The 18,006-nt window shown below is 68.8% G+C and carries 10 protein-coding genes; 4 read left to right on the forward strand and 6 right to left on the reverse strand.

Annotated elements, in window-relative coordinates; translation table 11 throughout:
• The first annotated feature begins 121 nt into the window (after nucleotides 1–121).
• Nucleotides 122–856: a methyltransferase domain-containing protein gene (locus MFF07_RS03655; protein ID WP_238230824.1), complete on the forward strand. Its 735-nt coding sequence runs from the start codon at nucleotides 122–124 to the stop codon at nucleotides 854–856.
• Nucleotides 857–921: 65 nt separating this feature from the next.
• Here the strand turns inward: MFF07_RS03655 and secA are convergent, their stop codons facing one another.
• The 6 genes from secA to MFF07_RS03685 form a co-directional block, all read right to left on the reverse strand.
• Nucleotides 922–3,840, reverse strand: a complete 2,919-nt coding sequence (secA, locus tag MFF07_RS03660; protein ID WP_147813496.1) for a preprotein translocase subunit SecA — start codon at nucleotides 3,838–3,840, stop codon at nucleotides 922–924.
• 263 nt (nucleotides 3,841–4,103) lie between these two features.
• Nucleotides 4,104–4,856, reverse strand: a complete 753-nt coding sequence (locus MFF07_RS03665) for a class I SAM-dependent methyltransferase (RefSeq protein WP_147813498.1) — start codon at nucleotides 4,854–4,856, stop codon at nucleotides 4,104–4,106.
• A gap of 165 nt (nucleotides 4,857–5,021) precedes the next feature.
• Nucleotides 5,022–7,934, reverse strand: a complete 2,913-nt coding sequence (locus tag MFF07_RS03670) for a bifunctional [glutamine synthetase] adenylyltransferase/[glutamine synthetase]-adenylyl-L-tyrosine phosphorylase (protein ID WP_147813500.1) — start codon at nucleotides 7,932–7,934, stop codon at nucleotides 5,022–5,024.
• 16 nt (nucleotides 7,935–7,950) lie between these two features.
• Nucleotides 7,951–12,072 carry a PAS domain S-box protein gene (locus tag MFF07_RS03675; RefSeq protein ID WP_238230722.1) on the reverse strand — a complete coding sequence of 1,374 codons (4,122 nt, stop codon included), beginning with the start codon at nucleotides 12,070–12,072 and terminating at the stop codon, nucleotides 7,951–7,953.
• Between the two features lie 130 nt (nucleotides 12,073–12,202).
• On the reverse strand, nucleotides 12,203–13,615 hold the full coding sequence (locus MFF07_RS03680; RefSeq protein ID WP_147813504.1) for a sensor histidine kinase: 1,413 nt from the start codon (nucleotides 13,613–13,615) through the stop codon (nucleotides 12,203–12,205).
• The gene (locus MFF07_RS03685) at nucleotides 13,612–14,310 is read right to left on the reverse strand and encodes a response regulator transcription factor (protein WP_147813506.1); all 699 of its coding nucleotides are present in this window, start codon (nucleotides 14,308–14,310) and stop codon (nucleotides 13,612–13,614) included. Before MFF07_RS03685 ends, MFF07_RS03680 begins: the two co-directional genes overlap by 4 nt.
• A gap of 209 nt (nucleotides 14,311–14,519) precedes the next feature.
• On the opposite strand from MFF07_RS03685, the gene MFF07_RS03690 reads away from it, so the two are divergent.
• The 3 genes from MFF07_RS03690 (at nucleotide 14,520) to tsf (ending at nucleotide 17,894) form a co-directional block, all read left to right on the forward strand.
• Nucleotides 14,520–15,548 (forward strand): KpsF/GutQ family sugar-phosphate isomerase, encoded by a 1,029-nt coding sequence (locus MFF07_RS03690; RefSeq protein ID WP_187272387.1) that lies wholly within the window; start codon nucleotides 14,520–14,522, stop codon nucleotides 15,546–15,548.
• A 212-nt stretch (nucleotides 15,549–15,760) separates the two neighbouring features.
• On the forward strand, nucleotides 15,761–16,828 hold the full coding sequence (locus tag MFF07_RS03695; protein ID WP_147813508.1) for a 30S ribosomal protein S2: 1,068 nt from the start codon (nucleotides 15,761–15,763) through the stop codon (nucleotides 16,826–16,828).
• 145 nt (nucleotides 16,829–16,973) lie between these two features.
• Entirely contained in the window at nucleotides 16,974–17,894 is a 921-nt protein-coding gene (gene tsf, locus MFF07_RS03700; RefSeq protein WP_147813510.1) for a translation elongation factor Ts, read from the forward strand.
• Nucleotides 17,895–18,006 lie beyond the last annotated feature (112 nt).

Genomic DNA, 18,006 nt, shown 5'->3' on the forward strand with positions numbered 1-18,006 from the left:
GCGATTGCCCACCGCAGTTCCGAGCCATGGGCCCCGCCGCGCTTGCCCACGTAGCGGGCAACCCCCATTCATGCCTGAAGCTGTCCGGCAGAGGAAACCGGCCGTGCCGGAACCCGTCCCGATGCGTCTCGACGTCAACGACCTGCGTGCCTTCTACGCGAGCCCGCTCGGCCTCGTCACGCATCGCTTCGTAGCGCGGGCGATCGAGGGCTTCCTGGGCTCGGTCTCCGGCCTGCGCATCCTCGGCCTCGGCTACGTGACGCCCTATCTCGGGTCGGTCCATTACATCGCCGAGCGTACGCTGGCCTTCATGCCGGCGACGCAGGGTGTCGTGAACTGGCCGGCCACCGGCCGCTCGATCACGGCGCTTGCCGACCCGACCATGATGCCGCTGCCCGAAGCCGCGGTCGATCGCGTCATCCTCGTCCACGCGCTGGAAGGCGTCGAGAGCCCGAGCGAACTCCTGGCCGATGTCTGGCGGGTGCTGACGCCGGGCGGCCGGATGATCCTTGTCGTCCCCAACCGCACCGGTGTCTGGGCGCGGCGCGACGCCACCCCCTTCGGTCATGGCCAGCCCTATAGCCGCTCGCAGCTCGGCCGGCTGATGCGCGACACGCTCTTTTCGCCGGAGGGTTGGGCCGAGACGCTCTACATGCCGCCGGTGCGCTCGCGGCTGATGCTGCAGACGGCGGGCACCTGGGAATGGCTCGGCACCAGCCTGTCGCTGCCCTTCGCCGGCCTGCACGTCATCGACGCGACGAAACAGCTCTACCGCCCGGTGACGGTGCGGCAGGTGCGCAAGGTGCGGGCGCGGATCCCATCGCCGATCCTGGTACCGGCCGGGCAGCCGGGGTGATCACGGTGCCCGGGGCCTGAGGCCCCGGCGGGTTCGGGCCGAGCCCGAAATGGCCAATGCGGCCCTCAGGCCTCGGTCTCGAACCGCCCGTGGCAATGCTTGAACTTCTTGCCCGAGCCGCAGGGGCAGGGCTCGTTGCGGCCGACCTTGCCCCAAGTGGTGCTGTCGTCGGGGTTGCGTTCCAGCACGGCCGTGTCGGCCGAGACTTCGCGCGCGGCGTAGCCGTAGGCCGGCCCGCCGCCGCCATCGCTGCCCGAACCGCCGCGGCCGAATTCGTTCTCGCCGGTGACGGGGTCGAGATGCTGGGCAAACATCTGCGGCAGCTGCGGCTGGCCGAGGCCGGCCTGCTCGAAGCTCGCCGAGGTGCCGTCCGCGCCCTCCGGGTCCTGATACATGATCTCGATGCGCGAGAGCTGGCCGGTGACCTGCTCGCGCAGCGCGACGACGAGGCTGTTGAAGAGGTCGAAGGCCTCGGACTTGTACTCGTTGAGCGGGTCGCGCTGGGCGAAGCCGCGCCAGCCAATCACCTGGCGCAGGTGGTCGAGGGTGACGAGGTGCTCGCGCCAGAGGTGGTCGAGGGTCTGCAGGACGACCTGCTTCTCGACATAGGTCATCACCTCCTGCGTGTTCTGCTCGGAGCGCGCGGCATAGGCCTCCTCGGCCGCCTTCTTCAGGCGCTCGCGCATCTCCTCGTCGGCGATGCCCTCCTCGGCCGCCCAGTCCTGCACCGGCAGGTCGAGGTTGAGCACCTCCTGGGTGCGCTCCTTCAGGCCGGCAATGTCCCACTGCTCGGCATAGGCGTTCTCGGGCACGTGGACCGCGACGAGGTCGTCGATCACGCCCTCGCGCATGTCGTCGACGGTCTCGCGCACCGTGTCCTGGCCCATCAGGTCGCGACGCTGCTCGAACACCACCTTGCGCTGGTCGTTCATGACGTTGTCGTACTTGAGCACGTTCTTGCGCATGTCGAAGTTGCGCGCCTCGACCTTCTGCTGCGCTTTCTCGATGGCCTTGTTGATCCAGGGGTGGATGATCGCCTCGCCCTGCTCCAGGCCCAGCCGCGTCAGCATGCCGTCCATGCGGTCGGAGCCGAAGATCCGCATCAGGTCGTCCTGCAGCGACAGGAAGAACTTCGAGCGGCCGGGATCGCCCTGGCGGCCGGAGCGGCCGCGGAGCTGGTTGTCGATGCGCCGGCTCTCGTGGCGCTCGGTGCCGACGATGTAGAGGCCGCCCGGCAGGTCCTTCTTCAGGCCGGCCTCGGGGTTGGCCTTCTCGCCCGAGTTCAGCACCTTCTCGCGGTTTTCTGCGATCTCGGCCTTGAGCGCCTCGACGGCGGCGTCGCGCTCGGGGCCGTCGGCCAGATCGGCGAGCTCCTTCTCGATGCGCATGTCGAGGTTGCCGCCAAGTTTGATGTCGGTGCCGCGGCCGGCCATGTTGGTGGCGATGGTGATGGCGCCGGGCACGCCGGCCTCGGCGACGATGTAGGCCTCCTGCTCGTGGAAGCGGGCGTTCAGCACGGCGAAGCGCTTGGTGACGCGGTTCTCGCGGGCGGCCTTGTAGACGTCGGTGAGGGCGTTCGGGTCGGAGTAGTCGAGCAGGGTGTAGCCGTGCTTCGTCAGGAGTTCGCCGATCAGCTCCGACTTCTCGATCGAGCCGGTGCCGACGAGGACCGGCTGGTGGCGCTCATGCGCCTTGTCGATCTCCTGGATGATCGCGTCGTACTTCTCCTGGACGGTCCGATAGACCTGATCGTCCTCGTCGACGCGCTCGACCGGCTTGTTCGTCGGGATCTCGACCACGTCGAGCTTGTAGATCTCGGCGAACTCGTCGGCCTCGGTCGCCGCCGTGCCGGTCATGCCGGCGAGCTTGTCGTAGAGGCGGAAGTAGTTCTGGAAGGTGATCGAGGCGAGGGTCTGGTTCTCGGGCTGGATCGTCACCCGCTCCTTGGCCTCGAGCGCCTGGTGCAGGCCTTCCGAGTAGCGCCGGCCCTGCATCATGCGGCCGGTGAACTCGTCGATGATCACCACCTCGTCGTTCTTGACGATGTAGTCCTTGTCCAGGGTGAACAGGGTGTGGGCGCGCAGGGCCTGCGTGACGTGGTGGACGATCGTGACGTTGTGCGCGTCGTAGAGGTCGCCCTCCCTGAGGATGCCCGCCTCGCGCAGGACCTCCTCCATGAACTCGTTGCCGGATTCGGTGAGTGAGACGGTGCGCTGCTTCTCGTCGAGGTCGTAATGCTCGCGCAGCAACTGCGGCATCACCGCGTCGACGGCGACGTAGAGCTCGGAGCGGTCGTCGACCGGGCCGGAGATGATCAGCGGCGTGCGCGCCTCGTCGACCAGGATCGAGTCGACCTCGTCGACGATCGCGAAGTTATGCCCCCGCTGCGCCATCTGCGAGAGTTCGTACTTCATGTTGTCGCGCAGGTAGTCGAAGCCGAACTCGTTGTTGGTGCCGTAGGTGATGTCGCAGGCGTAGCTTTCCTTGCGCTGATCGTCGTCGAGCCCGTGCACGATGGTGCCGACGGTCAGCCCCAGGAAGTTGTAGATCCGGCCCATCCACTCGGCGTCGCGCGAGGCGAGGTAGTCGTTCACGGTGACGACGTGGACGCCCTTGCCCGACAGCGCGTTGAGCACGACCGCGAGCGTTGCCACCTGGGTCTTGCCCTCGCCGGTCTTCATCTCGGCGATGCCGCTCTCGTGCAGCACCATGCCGCCCATGAGCTGCACGTCGAAGTGGCGCTGGCCGAGCACGCGCTTGGCCGCCTCGCGCACCAGGGCGAAGGTCGGCACCAGCACGTCGTCGAGGCTCTTGCCGGCGGCGACTTCGGCCTTCAGGGCGAGCGTGCGTTCGCGCAGCTGCTCGTCCGTAAGCGCCGAGATTTCGGGCTCCAGCGCGTTGATCTGCGCCACGCGGGGGCGGAAGCCCTTGACCCGACGGTCGTTGGCCGAGCCGAAAATCTTCTTGGCGAATGCACCGAGCATCGTGAACCTGCGGACTTCGAAAGCGTCGCCTGCGAGATGCCGAAACGGCACCGTCAGCCGGCGTTGGGCGGGCTTATAGAGGTAAATATCGGGGGACGCATCCGAAAGAGCGGCGCTGAGCAGTGTCTGTTCACCGGGGCCGCTGCTGCACTCGCCCGTCATTGCGGGCGCAGCGAAGCAATCCAGGGCCGCACCCGCGACGTCGGCCCATTGGCCCTGGATTGCTTCGCCTTCGGCTCGCAATGACGGGGATGGAAAGCCCCTTACTCCACCACGGCCAGCCGCGGGTTCGGCGTCAGCACCACCGCGAAATAATCGCCCCAGTCGGACCCTAGCTTCCAGTGATGGGCCGGGAAGGCGTCGACGAGGTCCTGGCCGTAGAGGTCGATGGCGTCGGCCCGGCAGATCATCACCTTGGCCGCCGCGACGATGTCTTCGCGGTCGATCACGGCGAGCATGCGCATCTCGGGATGGCGCGCGAGCCACTCGTGCACCGCCACGATCAGCAGGGGGTAGCCCGGGTGCAGCATGTCGTCGAGGCAGAGAATGCCTTTCGGATGCAGGCTCTGCACGGCGAGGTCGAGGTCGGCGGTCAGGCTTTTGGGGGTGTGATCGCCGTCGACGTGCCAGAACCGCACCGGGCCACCGAGCGCGCCGTGGATGTCCGCGCGGGTGAGATCGCGGGCGGCGGCCTTGATCGCGACGACGCGGTCCTCGGCGAGCCCGAGCCGGGCGCAGTGGCCGTGAAACCGGTCGATGATGCCGGCATCCGGCCAGTCGAAGGTGTCGATGCCGAGCGCCTTCTCGCCGGGCGCCAGTCCGAGGGCCATGGCGATGAAGAACCGGCCCTCGAAGGTGCCGATCTCGGCGAAATGACCCGCGATCCCGAGGTCACCCTGTCGGCGGATCACATGCGCGCAGATCGTCGCCGCGAAGCGCGAAGACATGCCGCGCACGCTCTCGTAGTCCTCGGCGATGTAACGGTCGACGGCCGGGTTGCCGGAGCGGAAGGTCATGGAGCCTCGTGGCGTTCGAGGGGAGTGATTTATGCTGTCCGCTTAGGTCTGTTCGGCTCAGCAGCGTTTCCCTCCCCACAAGGAGGAAGAGGGCCTGCACAGGGCGACCCCAACCACTTGGATAGCGTCTTCCGGCTACACCGGACGTGCCGGGCTACACAATGCTCAGTGCTTCACCTTCAGCAGGTGATCGAACAACCCCCGCACCGCCTTGCGCCGGGTATCCAACTCCGTCTCCAGCGCCCGCGTATCCGGCAGGCTCACGGCGCGGGCGAGGCGGGCAAGGGCCACGGGTGTCGCCTTCGCGGGATCGCCCTCGACCATCAGGCGCTGCCAGTGGTGGACGTCGTCGAGGAGGCGGTAGGCCGCGACGAGGGTTTCGGCGTCGCCGGCCGGCAGCAGGTCGTGCTCCGCCGCGATCCGAAACACGGACGGCGCGTCGAGCCCGATCAGGTCGCGCATCCTGGCGGCGTGGCCGAGCACCAGAGCCTGGGCCAGGAAGTCGAGGTCGAGCAGGCCGCCTGGTGCGAGCTTGAGGTCGAGGGGGCCGTCGTCGCCCTTCTCCTTGGCGACGAGGGCGCGCATGGCCCGCACCTCACGGTTCACGGTTTTTGGGTCGCGCGTCCGCATCAGGGCGTCGCGGATCACCGCTTTGGCCTCCTCGGCGAGGCTGGTATCGCCGGCGACGACGCGGGCGCGGCTCAACGCCATGTGTTCCCAGAGCTCGGCCTCCTCGCGCTGATAGTCGCGAAAACTGCGGAACTGCGTGGCGACCGAGCCCTGTCCGCCGCCGGGGCGCAGGCGCAGGTCGACCTCGTAGAAATGGCCGCGCCGGGTCGGGACGGTGAGCGCCGCGACGAGGCGCTGCGTCAGCCGGTTGAAGTAGACCGCCGCGTCGAGCGGGCGCTTGCCGGTGCTCGCACGGCTTTCCGCGTCGAAGTCGTAGAGGACCACGAGATCGAGGTCGGACTCCGCCGTGAGCTGATGCGAGCCGAGCCGGCCGAACCCGAGCACCGCCATGCGCCCGCCCGGAACCGTGCCGTGCTCGGTAACGAAGTGCCCGGTGACCTCGTCGAGCGAACTCGCAACGGCCGCGTCGGCGATCGCCGAAAACGCCCGGCCGCCGCCCTCGGGCGTCAGGATGCCCGAGAGCAGGCGCGCGCCGGTGACGAAGCGAAGCTGGCGGGCCGCGTCGCGCGAGCGGTCGAGAAAGATCTCATGGCTGTCGGGCGTGCCGACGAGCCCACGGTAATGCGCGGCGATCTCGGCCGCGTCCGTCGTCGGCTCGACGAAGCCGGGGTCGATCACCGCGTCGAGCACATGCGGGCTGAAGGCGACGATGTCGGCCAGCCGCGGCGCGCTGCCGACGAGGTCGGCGAAGAGCGTGCGCAGGCGTTCGCGTTCGCGCAGGATGGTCAGGAGCTCGACGGCGGCCGGCATCCGGGCGAAGGCGCGGTCGAGGTTGTCGAGGGCCGCATCCGGGTCCGGCGTGCCGGCGAGCGCCTTGAGCAGCGCCGGAACCAGTTCGGTCAGCACCTCGCGGGCGCGGGCGCTGCGCACGGCCGAGCGCCGCCCGAAATGCCAGCCACGCACCGTCTCGGCCACGCGCTCCGGCTCGCGGAAGCCGAGTTTTCGCAGGGTTTCCAGCGTAGCGGGATCGTCCTCGGAACCCGAAAACACGAGGTCGCCGATCTCGGAAGACAGGTCCGGCCCCGCCTCGAACAGCAGGGCGTAATGCGCTTGCACCTGGCCGGCATGGCCCAGCAACGCCTGCTCGAATTCCTTTCGGGTCTCGTATCCGGCGAAGCGCGAAAACCGTCCCAGCTCGGCTTCGTCGGTGGGAAGGCGCTGGGTCTGCTCGTCGCGGACCATTTGGAGGCGGTGCTCGATGGTGCGCAGGAAGCCGTAGGCCGCGCCGAGTTCGTCGCGGGCTTGCCCCGAGATCCAGCCGTCCGCCTGCAGGGCCGACAGCATCGGGATCGTGCCGCGCCCGCGCAGGTCCGGCCGCCGGCCGCCGAAGACGAGCTGCTGCGTCTGCACGAAAAACTCGATCTCGCGGATGCCGCCGCGCCCGAGCTTGATGTCGTGGCCGGCGACGGCCAGCGCCTCGTGTCCGCGCACGGCGTGGATCTGCCGCTTCATGGCGTGGACGTCGGCGATGGCCGCGAAATCGAAGTACTTGCGCCAGACGAAGGGCGTCAGGTCCTTGAGGAAGCGCTCGCCTGCCGGGACGTCGCCGGCGATCGGCCGCGCCTTGATGAAGGCGGCACGCTCCCAGTTCTGCCCGGTGCTCTCGTAATAGTGATAGGCGGAATCGAGGCTCAGCGCCGTCGGAGTCGAGCCGGGGTCGGGCCGCAGGCGATAGTCGACGCGGTGGACGTAGCCCTCGGCGGTGCGCTCCTGCAGCAGCTTCGCCATGCCCTGCGCCAACTTCGAAAAGAACGGCGTCGGCTCCAGGCCCTCCCTGAGCGGCGCGGCTGCGCCGTCGAAGAGCACGATCAGGTCGACGTCGCTCGAATAGTTCAGCTCCCGGCCGCCGAGCTTTCCGAGGCCCAGTACGACGAGGCCGGACTCAACCTGCGGGTTCTTCCGGTCTTTTGGAACGAACCGGCCGGCCGCTGCCGCCTGCAGCAGCATCGCGTCGGCCGCGGCCGAGACCGAGGCGTCGGCGAAGTCCGACAGCGCCTCCGTCACCGTCTTCACCGGCCAGACGCCGCCGATATCGGCGAGCGCAACCAGCAGCGCATGTTCGGCCCGGTTGATGCGGAGCCGGGCGCCGATCGCGTCGAGGTCGTCGGTCTCGCGCCCGGCCGCGCACTGGTCGGCGACGATGCGGGCATCGGTCGCTTCCGGCGCCTCGTCGAACAGCCGCGCGAGGCCTTCGGGATCGCGGGCGGCGAGGCCCCAGAGGAAGGTCGAGTGGTCGGCCAGCGTCAGCAGCAGGTCGCGCGCCGGCCCGGTCCGGAGCGATGCCGGCAACGCGCCTGCGATCGTCGCAAAGCGCGCCTCCGCCTCGTCCGGGTTCGACGGGGGAGGAATGGCGCCGAGGCGCGCGATCAGCTTCGGCCGGCTTCTCATGGCGCCTCCACGCTTGCTATTCCACCCTCGGCCGCCGCCACCGCGCGCTGACCCGTCGCAGAACCCGCGACAGCTGTTCGGCCGAGTAGGGCTTGTGCAGAAGCTCGAAGCCGTGCGCGCCCTCCTGGGCGAGGACGTGACTGTAGCCGGAGGCGAGCACCACCGGCAGGTCGGGCAGGCGGCGGCGGAGTTCTTCCGCCAGCGCCACGCCGCCCATGCCCGGCATCACCACGTCGGAGAACACCACGTCGAAACCGGCGCCGTCGCTGCCGAGCGTGTCGAGCGCCTCCTCGGCATTGGCCGACCAAGCGGTGGCGTAGCCGAGATCCTGCAGGATCTGCGTGGCGAAGCGGCCGACCTCGATGTTGTCCTCGACGACGAGCACGCGCCGCCCGGTCCCGTCGGAGGAGAGGTCGGATTCGAGGGCCTGGACGATCTCGCCGCCTTCCGGCGCCTCGATCTCGGGCAGGTAGAGCGTGAAGGTGGTCCCGGTGCCGGGCTCGCTCTCCACCGAGACGTCGCCGCCCGATTGCTTGGCGAAGCCGAAGACCTGGCTGAGGCCGAGGCCGGTGCCGCGCCCGACTTCCTTCGTCGTGAAGAATGGCTCGAAGATATGTGCCAGCGCCTCGGAGCCGATGCCCGAGCCGGTATCGTGAAGCGAGACGGCGGCGAAGGGCCCGCGCGCGCCGGCATGGCCGCGCAAGGCCGGCATCGGTGTCGAGCAGACGAGACGGAGCGTCAGCGTACCCTCGCCATCCATGGCGTCGCGGGCGTTGACGGCCATGTTCACCAGTGCCGTCTCGAACTGGCTGATATCGGCCCGGATGAAGCAGGGATGGTCCGGCACGTGCGCCACGACGCTGATACGCGCGCCGGTGACGGTGTCGAGCATGTCGGCGACGCTTCCGAGCCGGCTGCCGACGTCGAATACCTCGGGCTTCAGCGCCTGCCGGCGGGCGAAGGCGAGGAGCTGGCCGGTGAGCTTGGCCGCCCGCTCCACCGTGTCCGACACGGCGTCCATGTAGCGCTTGCGCCGGTCATCCGGCAGGTCGGGCCTGCGCAGGAAGTCGACCGAGGAGCGGATGATCGTCAGGAGGTTGTTGAAGTCGTGCGCGACGCCGCCGGTGAGCTGGCCGACCGCCTCCATCTTCTGCGACTGGCGCAGGGCTTCCTGGGCGTGGGTCAGCTCCTCGTGCCGCTCGCGCTCGACGGTGACGTCGCGGCCGTAGGCGTAGACGAGCTCGCCCTCCACCGAGGTCTGCCAGGCGATGGTGCGATAGCTGCCGTCGAAATGCCGGTAGCGGTTCTCGAAGTTGGACAGGCTTTCGTGCGTGGCGACCTCGTGCGCGCGCCGGCTGCGCTCAATGTCCTCGGGCGCGAGGAAATCGAGGAAGTTGCGTCCCAGGATCTCGTCCGAGCGAAAGCCGAGCGTGGTCTCCCAGGCCGGGTTCACGGCGCGGAAGACCCCCGTCCGATCGATGATCGCGAGCAGGTCGCGGGCGTTGCGCCAGACGCGGTCGCGTTCGGCCGTACGCTCGGCCACCTGCGCTTCGAGCGTCTCGTTGAGCCGCCGCAACTGCAGTTCCAGGTGGCGGCGCGGTGAGACGTCGTTGAACAGGACTGCGACCCGGCAGACCGACGGCTCGCCGCTGCGGAAGGCGTAGACATCGTACCAGCGGCCGTCGAGCGCCTCCGCCGCGTTCTCGAAGCGCTTCGATTCACCCGTGAGCGCGACCTGCCCGTAGGTGTCGAACCAGTGCTGCTCCATGTCCGGCGCGAAATCGCGCATCGTCCGTCCGACGGCAGCCGTCAGGCCGGTCTGGCGTTCGAAGGCCGGGTTGACCTCGACGAAGCGGTAATCGACCGGTCGGCCGTCCGCGTCGAAGATCATGTCGATGATGCAGAAGCCGGCATCGATGGAGTCGAACAGGGAGCGGTAGCGCTCCTCGCTCTCGTGCAGGCGCGATTGCGTCGTCTTCTGGTGGGTGACGTCGATCACGGTGCCGGCGTAGCGCAGCGGCCGCCCGTCCGCGCTCGCGTAGCAGCGGCCGCGCGCGACGAGCCAGCGCTCGCTGGCGGCCGGCTTCACCCGGAACTCGACGGCGTAGTCGCTCAGGGATTCCAGCGCTGCCGTGATGTGATCCGAGACGGCCTGCCTGTCCTCCGCTTGAACCTTGCCGAGCAGCGTATCGAGGGGCACGCCGTCGGCGAGCGTCTTCGCCGGCATCTCGAAGAAGCCCGCGTAGCGCTCGTCCCCCTGGACGACGTTCCTGTCGACGTCCCAATCGAAGAAGCCGACCCGGCCGGTATCGAGGGCGATCTCCTGGCGCTGCACGACCTCGTCGAGTGCCTCGCGGGCGAGCTGGTCACTGGTCCGGTCGCGCAGCACCTTCACGAAGCCGATCGGTGCACCGGCCTCGTCGCGCAACGGCGTCATCTCGCCACTCGCCCAGAAGCGCTCGCCGCCCTTGCGCAAGTGCCAGCGCTCGTCGTTGCCGATGCCGGTCTCCGCCGCCAGGCGCATCTCGGCCTCGATCTGCCCCTTGGCGCGGTCCTCCGGCGTGAAGAAGCGTTCGGCGGTCTGGTCGAGCATCTCGGCCTCGTCCCAGCCGAGGATGCGCCGGGCGCCCTCGTTCCACTCGGTGACCCGGCCGTCGCGGTCCGTGGCGATGATGGCGTAGTCGATGGCGCTATCGAGGATCTGGCGGTGGCGCGTCGCGCCCTCGCGCTTCGAGGCCTCGGCGCCGGCCCGCTCGACCGCGTCCCAGGTGCGCGCGGCGACGTCTTCGACCAGCGTGACGTCGTCCCAGGTCCAGCCACGCGGCTCGTTCTCGGTCGCGTAGAGCGTCGCGATCAGGCGCCCGTCGCGCACCAGCGGCACCCCGACGAAGGCGCGGACGCCGACGGCTTGCCAGACCGAAGGGTCGGCCGTCGTACCGGACGCGACGTCGGTCACGACGATGGTCTTGCCGGCGCGCAGCTTGCCCAGCAACTCGCCGCCGAAGGCTTCGATGTCCTGGGGACCAGTCGTCGGCTGGACACCGTCGGTGAAGCCGACCTCGCGCACGATGGTGTGCCCGTCAGGCTGTATGCGCCCATAGCCGGTGCGGGGGACCTTGAGGTGGCGGCCCAACGCCTCGACCGACGCCGACATGATCGCATGCGGATCGGTCAGCGCCCGGATCGTGTCGGTGAGCTTGAGCAGGAAGGCCTGGCGCGCCTCGCTGGCGGCGAGACGGGCCTCGCTGGCACGCAGGGCCGCCTCGGTCTCGCGCCGTGCCGTGACGTCGGTCGAAATGCCGACCATGACGCGCGGGCTGCCGTCCTCCGCGTAGCTCGGCCGGCCATGCATGTGCAGCCAGCACTCGCCGCCATCCGGCCGGATGCAGCGGTACTCGATGTCGTAGTCGGTCCGCCCAGCGATCGCCTCCGCCACCGCGGCCTGCATCCGCTCGCGATCGTCCGGGTGAACGCCCGCCTTCAAATCCTCGTAGGTGAAGCGCTCGTCATGCGTGCGTCCGAAATGCGCCCGGCAGGTCTCCGAAGCCTGCAGATCGAGCGTCCACAGGTCGAGTTCCCAGTCGCCCTGGCCGGCGGCGGCGAGGGCGAGCCGCAGGCGGGTTTCGCTGCGGCGCAGGGCCTGGTCGGTGCGGCGCATCTCGAGTTGGGTCATCACTGTGCGGGCCAGCGCCCGCAGGATGAAGATCTGCTGCTCGCTGAGTTCGTGCGGCACCCGGTCGAGCACGCAGAGCGTGCCGATGACCCAGCCTTCGGAACTCTTCAGGGGAACGCCGGCATAGAAGCGCAGATGCGGCGGGCCGCTGACGAGCGGATTGTCCGCCAGTTCGGGATTCTCCGAGAGATCCGGGACGATCAGGAGATCGGCCTTCTCCAGCGTGTCCGTGCAGAAGCCGAGATGCAGCGTCATCTCGCGGGCCTCGTGGCCGACGGCGGCCTTGATCCACTGGCGGTCGGCGTCGATGAAGTTGATATGCGCCATCGCCGTGCCGCAGGCCTGAGCGGCCATCTGCGCGATGTCGTCGAACTCGGGCTCGGGCGGCGTGTCGAGAATGTCGTAGCTGTGCAGAGCCGCGAGACGCCCCGCCTCGTCCCCGTTCGCTGGGGGTTCGACCGTCATCGGCGGACGCCGTAGCGCGGCAGGGGCGCATCGCGAAAACGGTCTCGATGGAGAGGGTCGCGCGGCGGCACATGAAGCATGCCGGTCTCCTAGCATGTGACCAAGCGGGTGTCGCTTTCGCGCCGGGCCTTCAGGCGACCGGCAGCGACAGCCTAACCGCGAGACCCGGCGCGTTGTTTCGCAAGGCCAGTGTCCCGCCATGCAGCCGCACCACCGCGTTCACGAGGCTTAAGCCGAGCCCGAAGCCGGGGCGCGACCGGGCGTCGTCCAACCGCACGAAACGGTCGAGCACGCGGCCGTGCTCGCTCTCTGGAATGCCGGGTCCATGGTCGGCGACGACGAGTTCGATCCCGTCCGGCCCGCGCCGCGCCGTCATCGCGATGCGCCGTTCGCCGCTGCCGGACGCGCCGTACTTGATGGCGTTGTCGGCGAGGTTGGCGAGCGCCTGGCCGACGAGTTCGCGGTTGCCGTGGAGCATCAGGCCGGGCTCCGCGTCCACGGTGAGCGTCAGCCCGTTCTCCTCGGCCAGCGCTTCGTAGAGTTCGCCGACCTCGCGCAAGGCTTGGCCGGCATCGATCTCCGAGAAAGATTCGCGGGCGCTCCCGGCTTCGAGGCGCGCGATGGTGAGAAGCGCCTCGAACACCCGGATCAGCCCGTCGCTCTCCTCGATCACCGCCCCGATCGCCGTCCGAAGCTCCTCCGGCGAGCGCTCGCCGCGGAGCGCTTCGTCGGCGTGGTTGCGCAAGCGGGTGAGGGGCGTCTTGAGGTCGTGGGCGATGTTGTCGGAGACCTCGCGCATGCCGCGCATCAGCTCGCCGATGCGCTCCAGCATGAGGTTCAGGTTCTGGGCGAGCCGGTCGAGCTCGTCGCCGGTGCCGGCCACGCGCAGGCGCCCGTCGAGATTGCCGGCCATGATGCTGCGTGTGGTCTCGGTCATGTCGTCGACGCGCTTGAGCACGCGGCTCGCCACGAACCAGCCGCCGACGACCCCGAGCAGCAGGATCAGCGCCAGCGCGGTGCCGAAGGTGTTGCCGATGGCGGCGCGTAGCCTGTCGCGCTCCTCGATGTCGCGGCCGACGAGCAGGCGGAAGCCGCCGGCCAAGGTGTAGATACGCACGATGGCGCGGTGCTGCACGTCCTTCGAATCTGCGTCGCGGCCGTAGGAAATCTCGAACTGGCCGGAGCTCGACAGCAGCCCCGAGGGCAGCGAGCCGACATTGCCGACGATATGCTCGCCGGCCGGCGTGGTGACGAGGTAGAGCGAGGCACCGGGCTCCTTGGCGCGGCGCTCGATCACCGTGATGAGCTTGCGCAGGCCGCCGGTGGTGTATTGCTCCTGCAGCCCGTTGATCTCGGCCTCGATGGTCTGGACGATCTGGTCGTCGAGGACGCTGCGCGCGTTCCAGGCGACGTAGCCGAGCGCCAACACCGCGAAGACCGCGAAGACGGCGAGATAGACCAGCGACAGCTTGAACGCCGTGGTGCGAAAAAGCTTGCCGACCCGCGCCAGCAGGTTTTCGCGATGCGGCGCCGGGCCACTCACGACGCGCGCGGCTCCTCGGCGCGGACGACGTAGCCGGCGCCGCGCACGGTCTGGATCAGCGCATGCTCGTGGCCGCGGTCGATCTTTCCGCGCAGCCGCGAGACGTGGACGTCGATGACGTTGGTCTGCGGGTCGAAATGGTAGTCCCAGACGTTCTCCAGCAGCATCGTCCGGGTCACCACTTGGCCTGCATGACGCATGAGGTATTCGAGCAGCCGGAACTCGCGCGGCTGCAGCACGATCTCGCGGCCGGCCCGCACGACTCGGTGCGAGAGCCGGTCGAGTTCGAGGTCGCCGACGCGGTACGCCGTCGCCTCGGTCGCGCCGGCCGTGCTCGACCGCCGGCGGGCCAGCACCTCGGCCCGGGCCAGCAGCTCCGAGAAGGCGTAGGGCTTCGGCAGGTAGTCGTCGCCCCCGGCGCGCAGGCCCTTGACCCGGTCGTCGACCTGGCCAAGCGCCGAGAGGATCAGCACTGGCGTCGCCACCTCCTGCTCGCGCAAGCTTCGGATCAGCGAGAGCCCATCGAGCTTCGGCAGCATGCGGTCGACGATGAGTAGATCGTAGCCGCCCTCGCGGGCCATGGCGTAGCCGTCGAGCCCGTCCGAGGCCTGGTCGGCGACGTGGCCGGCCTCGCGGAAGGCCTTGACGAGGTAGGCGACGGCCTCGCGGTCGTCTTCGATGATGAGGAGGCGCATTGCGCTTGTCAGATAGGCCTTCGCCGCCCGGCCGGAAATGGCTCTGCCGCGCGAGCGGAGCGGCAACCGTCACAATTAAACCATACCGTCTACACACCCTCGAACGGCAGGTTCAACGCCCTGCGCGCACGCGATTTTCCGAGATCTTTCGCAGTCGTTCGGCACGTCGTGTCCCGATGACGGGGACTGCCTGGAGTCGATACCGGCACATGAAGACCGCGACCGAGACGGTTCCCTTCCGCAATCTCAGCCTCGTCCCGGCGCAGGACGCGACGGACGACATCCGCCTGTCGGCGACGCGCAGCCTGCAATCCGGCATGGCGGCAATGCGGGAGCTGACGGCGGCGTTCGAGGGCGATCTCGGCGAGGCCTTCGAACGGGCGGTACTGACCATCGTGCAGGCCAAGGGCCGAGTCATCGTCTGCGGCGTCGGCAAGAGCGGCCATATCGGCCGCAAGCTCTCCGCGACCCTCGCCTCCACCGGCACCCACGCCTTCTTCGTCCACCCGACCGAGGCGAGCCACGGCGATCTCGGCATGATCGCGCCCGACGACGTGATCATCGCCCTGTCCTGGTCCGGCGAAACCGCCGAACTCGGCGACGTCGTCAGCTTTTCGCGCCGGTTCTCGATTCCGCTGATCGCGATCACGAGCAAGCCCGACAGCACGCTCGGCCGCGCCGCCGACGTCCTGCTGGCGCTACCCCGGGTGCGCGAATCCTGCCCGTACGACCTCGCGCCGACCTCCTCGACCCTGATCCAGCTGGCGCTGGGCGATGCGCTGGCCGTGGCGCTGATCGAGAAGCGCGGCTTCACCTCCGCCGGCTTCAAGGTGCTGCATCCGGGCGGCAAGCTCGCGGCGCGCCTGAAGAACGTGCAGCAGCTCATGCATGATGGCAGCGAGGTCCCGCTGGTGCGGGACGATACCGTGATGTCCGAGGCCTTGATCGTGATCGCCAGCCGACGCTACGGCTGTTGCGGCGTCACCGACGCCGACGGCCGCCTCGTCGGCATCGTCACCGACGGCGACCTGCGCCGCCACATGGGCCCGGCCCTGCTCAACACGCCGGTGCGCGACGTGATGACCGCCGACCCGATCATCGTCGAGCCGGACCTGCTGGCGAGTTCGGCGCTCGGTCTGATGAACCGCAAGCGGATCACGGCTTTGTTCGTGACGAGCGAGCGGCGGCCGGTGGGGATTTTGCACATCCACGATCTGCTGCGGGCCGGGGTGGCCTGAGGCCGTCGGCGTCTGGACTGCAATCCGCCACTGCGGTTCCTGCGCTGATCGGCGCCGTCATTTGCGGCTTGCATGAAATCGCGCAAATCTGCTAACGCCACCGCCCATCCCACACGCGGAGGCGGCCTCATGCCTGAATGAGGCCTTCCGGTGGTCGGCATCTCAGCCGGCGACATCCTCCGCGGCGGAATCAAACCGGAGAAAAAACGGATATGGCCGTCGATTTCACTATGCGTCAGCTCCTCGAAGCGGGCGCCCATTTCGGTCACCAGTCGCACCGCTGGAACCCGAAGATGCAGCCCTACATCTTCGGCACCCGCAACAACATCCACATCATCGATCTCGCCCAGACCGTGCCGGCGCTCCACACTGCGCTGCAGGCTGTGAGCGACACGGTCGCCAAGGGCGGCCGCGTGCTGTTCGTCGGCACCAAGCGCCAAGCGGCCGAGGCGATCGCCGAGAGCGCCAAGCGCTCCGCCCAGTATTACGTCAACTCCCGCTGGCTCGGCGGCATGCTGACCAACTGGAAGACCATCTCCGGCTCGATCGCGCGCCTGCGCAAGGTCGACGAGACGCTCGAAGGCGGGGCCACGGGCCTCACCAAGAAGGAGCGCCTCATGCTCACGCGTGAGAAGGACAAGCTTGAGAAGGCGCTCGGCGGCATCAAGGATATGGGCGGCGTGCCCGACCTGATCTTCGTCATCGACACCAACAAGGAGCAGCTCGCGATCAAGGAGGCGAACCGCCTCGGCATCCCGGTGGCCGCCATCGTCGACACGAACTGCAATCCCGAGGGCATCACGCACATCGTGCCCGCCAACGACGACGCCGGCCGCGCCATTGCGCTCTACTGCGATCTTATCGCCCGCGCGGCGATCGAGGGCATCGGCCGCGGCCAGGGCCAGTCGGGTGTCGACACCGGCGCCTCCGTCGAGCCGACCGCTGAGGAGCTGCCGCCCGAGGAGACCTCCGCCCCGGCCTCGATCGAGTCCGACGCGATCACGCAGGCCGACGTCGCCGCACTCGCCGATTCGACCGAGCATTACGAGTTGCTCCCCGCTCCGCGCGGCGCACCGGACGACCTGAGCAAGCTGCACGGCGCCGGTCCGCAGATCGTGCAGAAGCTGAACGACGCCGGCGTCTGGCACTACTGGCAGCTCGTCGCCATGACCCCGGACGACGTCACCAAGCTCGACGCCGACCTCAAGCTCAACGGCCGCATCGAGCGCGACGGCTGGATCGCCCAGGCCCGCGGCCTGCTCGACGCCCCCGCTGCCTAGAGGCCGGTTCGGGCCGGGCGTCGGCCCGGTCCGATCGCGCGTCACTTCACTGCAAAGCCCGGCGCTTATCCAAGCGCCGGGCTCACTCACTTCAAAGACCATTCACGACCCCACCGCCGCCCCCCATTCGCTGAGAGAGAATCCCATGGCCGAGATCACCGCAGCCCTCGTGAAGGAGCTTCGCGAGAAGACCGGCGCCGGCATGATGGACTGCAAGCGCGCCCTGACCGAGGTCGCCGGCGACCTAGAGGCCGGCGTCGACTGGCTGCGCCAGAAGGGCCTCGCCAAGGCTGCCAAGAAGGCCGGCCGCGTCGCCGCCGAAGGTCTCGTCGCCGTCGAGTCCGCCGGCCACCATGCCGCGCTGGTCGAGGTGAATTCCGAGACCGACTTCGTCGCCCGCAACGACAGCTTCCAGGCCTTCGCCCGCGAAGCCGCCAAGCTCGCGCTCGATTCCGACGGCACCCTCGAAGGCCTGCAGGCCAAGACCTTCCCGGGCTCGCAGGAGACCGTGACCGACAAGCTGCAGAGCCTCATCGCCACCATCGGCGAGAACATGACCCTGCGCCGCGTCGCCAAGCTCGACGTGTCGAAGGGCGTCGTCGCCAACTACGTGCACGGCCCGGTCAGCCCCGGCCTCGGCAAGATCGGCGTGCTGGTCGCGCTTGAATCCGAGGGCGACGTCGATTTCCTGTCGACCCTCGGCCGCCAGATCGCCATGCACGTCGCCGCGACGAACCCAGTGGCGCTCGACGCCTCGGGCGTCGATCCGGCCGTGCTCGAGCGCGAGTCGAACATCCTGCGCGAGAAGAACGCCGGCAAGCCGGACCACGTCATGGCCAAGATCGTCGAGAGTGGCCTGAAGAGCTACTACAAGGAGGTCACCCTCCTCGAGCAGCCCTTCGTCCACGACGGCTCCAAGACCGTCTCCCAGGTCCTCAAGGAGGCCGAGGGCAAGGCCGGCGCCCCGGTCAAGCTCACCGCCTTCGTGCGCTACGCACTCGGCGAGGGCATCGAGAAGGAAGAGGGCCCGGACTTCGCGGCCGAAGTCGCCGCGATGTCGCGCTAGTTTTTGTCAGAGTGCAGGGACTGAAGAGGGCGGCCGAGAGGCCGCCCTTTCTCGTTTCAAACCCTCCACGTCATTGCGAGCCGCAGGCGAAGCAATCCAGGGCCGACGCACG

This window comes from Methylobacterium thuringiense (genome assembly GCF_022179645.1).
Classification (GTDB): Bacteria; Pseudomonadota; Alphaproteobacteria; order Rhizobiales; family Beijerinckiaceae; genus Methylobacterium; species Methylobacterium thuringiense.

Excerpts from the sequence above, each read along its gene's own strand:
- MFF07_RS03665 (WP_147813498.1), bottom strand. The coding sequence starts at position 4,856 with ATGACCTTCCGCTCCGGCAACCCGGCCGTCGACCGTTACATCGCCGAG.
- MFF07_RS03670 (WP_147813500.1), bottom strand. The coding sequence starts at position 7,934 with ATGAGAAGCCGGCCGAAGCTGATCGCGCGCCTCGGCGCCATTCCTCCC.
- MFF07_RS03695 (WP_147813508.1), top strand. The coding sequence starts at position 15,761 with ATGGCCGTCGATTTCACTATGCGTCAGCTCCTCGAAGCGGGCGCCCAT.
- tsf (WP_147813510.1), top strand. The coding sequence starts at position 16,974 with ATGGCCGAGATCACCGCAGCCCTCGTGAAGGAGCTTCGCGAGAAGACC.
- MFF07_RS03655 (WP_238230824.1), top strand. The coding sequence starts at position 122 with ATGCGTCTCGACGTCAACGACCTGCGTGCCTTCTACGCGAGCCCGCTC.
- MFF07_RS03685 (WP_147813506.1), bottom strand. The coding sequence starts at position 14,310 with ATGCGCCTCCTCATCATCGAAGACGACCGCGAGGCCGTCGCCTACCTC.
- MFF07_RS03690 (WP_187272387.1), top strand. The coding sequence starts at position 14,520 with ATGAAGACCGCGACCGAGACGGTTCCCTTCCGCAATCTCAGCCTCGTC.
- MFF07_RS03675 (WP_238230722.1), bottom strand. The coding sequence starts at position 12,072 with ATGACGGTCGAACCCCCAGCGAACGGGGACGAGGCGGGGCGTCTCGCG.
- secA (WP_147813496.1), bottom strand. The coding sequence starts at position 3,840 with ATGCTCGGTGCATTCGCCAAGAAGATTTTCGGCTCGGCCAACGACCGT.